Below are 4,141 nucleotides of genomic sequence, written 5' to 3' on the forward strand. Positions count from 1 at the left end.
GGCCGTGCCGGTTCCGAAGGATCCGGTGACCCAGCGACACCCGGAAGCCGGTCCCGCCGCACCCGGGCCCGTCGCGCCCGCGCGCGAGCGCTCAAACAATCAGCACGCACAGAATCGGAGCCGAGTACACGTGAGTGAGCGAAGCGAGCGACCCAACAGCCCAGCTGAGCAGCAGCCGACCAGCCCGACCGAGCCGAGTCGCATCGAGGTCCGCACCGCCGACCCGTATCCGGTGATCATCGGCCGCGGCCTGCTCGGCGAGCTCGTCGAGTCGGTCGTCGGCGCGACTACCGGCGTGCGCACCGTTGCGATCTTCCATCAGCCGCCGCTGGCCGAAACCGCCGAGGTGGTGCGCAAGGCCTTGGCCGACAAGGGTATCGATGCGCACCGCGTCGAAATCCCGGATGCCGAGGCGGGTAAGGATCTGGCCGTGGCCGGCTTCTGCTGGGAGGTGCTCGGCCGCATCGGCCTGACCCGCAATGACGTGGTGGTATCGCTCGGCGGCGGTGCGGCGACAGATCTGGCCGGATTCGTCGCCGCCACCTGGATGCGCGGTGTGCATATCGTGCATGTGCCGACCACGCTGCTGGCGATGGTCGACGCGGCCGTCGGCGGTAAGACCGGTATCAATACCGAGGCGGGTAAGAATCTCGTCGGCAGCTTCCATGAACCGGCCGCGGTGCTGGTGGATCTGGCGACCCTGGAGACGGTGCCACGCAACGAGATCGTCGCGGGCATGGCCGAGATCATCAAGGCCGGTTTCATCGCCGACCCGGTGATCCTGGACCTGGTGGAGCGCGATCCGGAGGCCGCACTCGACCCGACCGGTGATGTGCTGCCCGAATTGATCCGCCGCGCCATCCAGGTCAAGGCCGATGTCGTTGCCGCCGATCTCAAGGAAGCCAGCCTGCGCGAGATCCTCAACTACGGCCACACCCTCGGCCATGCCATCGAGCGCCGCGAGCGCTACCGCTGGCGGCACGGTGCGGCCGTCTCGGTGGGTCTGGTCTTCGCCGCCGAACTCGGTCGCCTCGCCGGTCGCCTCGACGATGCCACCGCCGACCGCCATCGCAGCGTCCTGGCCAGCGTCGGCCTGCCGACCAGCTACGACGCCGACGCCCTCCCGCAACTCCTCGACGCCATGCAGACCGATAAGAAGACCCGCTCCGGTGTGCTGCGCTTCGTGGTCCTCGACGGCCTCGCCAAGCCCGGCCGCCTCGAAGGCCCGGACCCCACCCTGCTGGCCGCCGCGTACTCGGCCATCGCCCGCGAGGACAGCGCCAGCAGCGGCGCGATCCTGCTGTAGTCGCGAACAGCGAAGCGGCGCATCCGATTCGGTCGGTTGCGCCGCTTTTGCGATCTCAGCCGCAGGCGCATGCCGACGGGCATCGGCCCGCCCGCTGCATGGGCGAACTGAGCACCCGAACAGGACTACGGCCCATCCGGAAAACGAAGGCGACCCTCCGGCCGGATCGGCCGATGAAGGTCGCCTCCAAATCGAATTCGCCAGCGGCTATGCGGGAGTCGCGGCGGCGCCCGGTGCCTGGGGTGCGGACCGATTAGCGGACTTGTTGATCTGGCGGTCGGCGATGATGCGGCCGATGCCGATGCCGATCAGGCCCGGAATGAAGACCAGCAGGACGATGAAGGACGCGCCCGCCGTCAGTTCGAAGAGCAGGCCGTTATCGCCGAGATCGAAGCGGGGCAGCCAATCGAGCAGCCACGAAACCGCACCGCTGCCCAGACCCGCGGCAGCAGCAGTCTTCAGCCACAGGATGGTGAGGTCGGAGCCGTGCTCCGGATCCGGATGGACCTCACGGTCCTTACGGCCATCCAGCACACCCCAGAACACCACCGCGGCGAGCAGCACCACCAGACACAGCGGTCGCATCCAACTGCCCTGGGTCGGCCAGTACACCATCGCGAATCCCAGCGCGGCACGCAGGAAAACGACCAGCGCACCGAGCCCGATGGCCCGCAACACCCAACCATTCATGGTCAACACCATAGCCTCGAGTCGGCCGGATCCAAATGAGAACCGGTTACAGATTTATCGCCGCGGCCATTTCCGCGTGTGGAGCCGGGCGGCCGGTGAACTGTTCGACCTGGCCGTAGGCCTGGTGCAGCAGCATCTCCAGCCCGCCCACCACGGTGTGCTCCGCCCGCGCGACCGCAACGGCCAGCGGCGTCGGCCACGGATTGTAGATCGCGTCGAGCACCACCGGGGCTGCCGCCACCGCCTCGGCGACGACCGCGGCCGCCTCGGCCGGGATCGTGCTCACCACCGCACCGGCATCCGCGCACGCCGCGCGCAATGCGTCTTTGTCGAATCCGATCACGGCGGTGGTCATACCGAGCTGCTCCGCGAGATCCACTGCGTTGCGCGCCCTTCCGGCATCGCGGGCGACAACGGTCACCGCCTTCGCACCGAGTTCGGACAACGCGAGCAGCGCCGGACGCGCGGTTCCGCCCGCACCGAGTACGACGGCCTCGGCCAACCCGCCGACACCACCGCCGCGCAACGCGCCGAGCACACCGTCGACGTCGGTGCAGTCGGCACGCCAACCCTGCGAACCGATCCGAACCAGGGTGTTCGCCGAGCCCACCAGCACCGCGCGCTCGGTACGTTCGCTCGCATATGCCAGCGCGGCTTCTTTACCCGGCATGGTCACCGAGAGCCCGACCCATTCCGGCCCGAGCCCATCGACCAGACCGGGCAACTCCTCGGCCGAACATTCGATCCGCTCATAGGTCCAATCGAGCCCGAGCGCACGGTAGGCCGCCAGATGCAGCTGCGGCGAACGCGAATGCGCGATCGGCTTACCGAGCACGGCCGCCTTGCGGGTTTCCGTCATCGTCATCGCCTCACCGCCCACTGTCGAGAATTCCGCTCTGCCTGGCCTTTTCGATATTGCGCAGATGTTCGCTGTAGCTCTCGGTGAACAAGGTGGTCCCCTGTTTGTCGACAGTCACGAAGTACAACCACGTCCCCGGCTCCGGATTCTCCACGGCGCGCAGCGCATTCAACGATGGCGCAGAGATCGGGGTCGCCGGCAGTCCCGGCATGGCGTAGGTGTTCCACGGCGTGCGCTTGGCACGGTCGGCGTCGGTGGTTGCGACCTCGGTGCGGTCGAGTGCGTAGTTCACCGTCGAGTCGAACTGCAGTGGCTGGTTGTCCGCGAGCCGGTTCACGATCACCCGCGCCACCTTTCCCATATCCTGCGGCAGCGCTTCGCGTTCCACCAGCGAGGCGGCGATCAGGGTCTGGTACGGATTCAGCTTCGTCTCGGCGCCGGACTGCAGCAGACCGGTCGACTCATAGCTGCGCGCACTCGCACTCACCAGCTGTTTCAGGATCTGCTCCGGGGTACCACTTGGATCGAAATCCCAGGTGCCCGCGGCGATAAGACCTTCCAGCTGCCTGCCGCGGTCCGGTACGTCACGCACCCGCTGCTCGGCCCAGCTCGGCACGCCGAGGGCGGTCAGATCCGCACCCGCACCGGCGGCATCGAGCTGGTCATAGGTGATGCATTTCTGATTCGTACCGGTACCGACGCAGCTGGCGTCGGCGATCTTGCGGTAGATGCCGTCCTTGCGCGAGCCGGTATTCACATCCTGCTGGTCGTGCAGCTGCCGTCCCTCGGAGACGACCAGATTGCCGACCCGCGAACTCTTGCCGAGCAGTGCCGTCACCGCCTGCGTGGACGGGCTGTGACTCGGGATCGCGTAGTAGCCGGGCTGTACCGAATTCATATTCGAATTGCGCACGGCCGCCTGGAAGAAGGCCTCACTGCTCGCGACGATGCCCTTCTTGTGCATCTCTTCCGCGATCTGGTTCGACGTATCGCCCGGATGGACCTGCACCACCACCAGCGGTCCGACCGGACCCGCGAAGTCCTCGGGCGCGCCGAACATCTTGACCACTTTCATGCCCGCGAATACCGCGGCGCCGGCGAACAGCGCCACGAATAGCGCGCCGATCAGCCACAGATTCCGGCGGCGCTTCTTGCGCTCGGCGGCCTTGCGGGAGGCCACCCGGGACCGTCGGCCGCGCGAAGGCGCACTGCGCCGACGCTCCGAGCGGGACTCCGTACGCTCCTCGTCTGCCCGACCCCCGCCGCGCTCGGACCTGGCGCGCCCG

At 67.7% G+C, this 4,141-nt stretch carries 4 protein-coding genes; 1 reads left to right on the forward strand and 3 read right to left on the reverse strand.

From position 1 onward, the window contains the following. The first annotated feature begins 130 nt into the window (after positions 1-130). Positions 131-1,306 carry a 3-dehydroquinate synthase gene (gene aroB, locus ON44_RS19835; RefSeq protein WP_051182213.1) on the forward strand — a complete coding sequence of 392 codons (1,176 nt, stop codon included), beginning with the start codon at positions 131-133 and terminating at the stop codon, positions 1,304-1,306. A 207-nt stretch (positions 1,307-1,513) separates the two neighbouring features. Here the strand turns inward: aroB and ON44_RS19840 are convergent, their stop codons facing one another. From ON44_RS19840 to mltG, 3 genes are all read right to left on the reverse strand, one after another. Then, positions 1,514-1,996 (reverse strand): B-4DMT family transporter, encoded by a 483-nt coding sequence (locus ON44_RS19840; RefSeq protein WP_245567238.1) that lies wholly within the window; start codon positions 1,994-1,996, stop codon positions 1,514-1,516. 46 nt (positions 1,997-2,042) lie between these two features. Continuing rightward, the gene (locus ON44_RS19845) at positions 2,043-2,855 is read right to left on the reverse strand and encodes a shikimate dehydrogenase (RefSeq protein ID WP_040692249.1); all 813 of its coding nucleotides are present in this window, start codon (positions 2,853-2,855) and stop codon (positions 2,043-2,045) included. Between the two features lie 10 nt (positions 2,856-2,865). Beyond that, positions 2,866-4,141: endolytic transglycosylase MltG (gene mltG / locus ON44_RS19850; RefSeq protein WP_051182214.1), on the reverse strand; the 1,276-nt coding region annotated here is incomplete at its 5' end.

Source organism: Nocardia vinacea NBRC 16497, from assembly GCF_000308835.1.
In the GTDB taxonomy this organism is placed as follows: Bacteria; Actinomycetota; Actinomycetes; order Mycobacteriales; family Mycobacteriaceae; genus Nocardia; species Nocardia vinacea.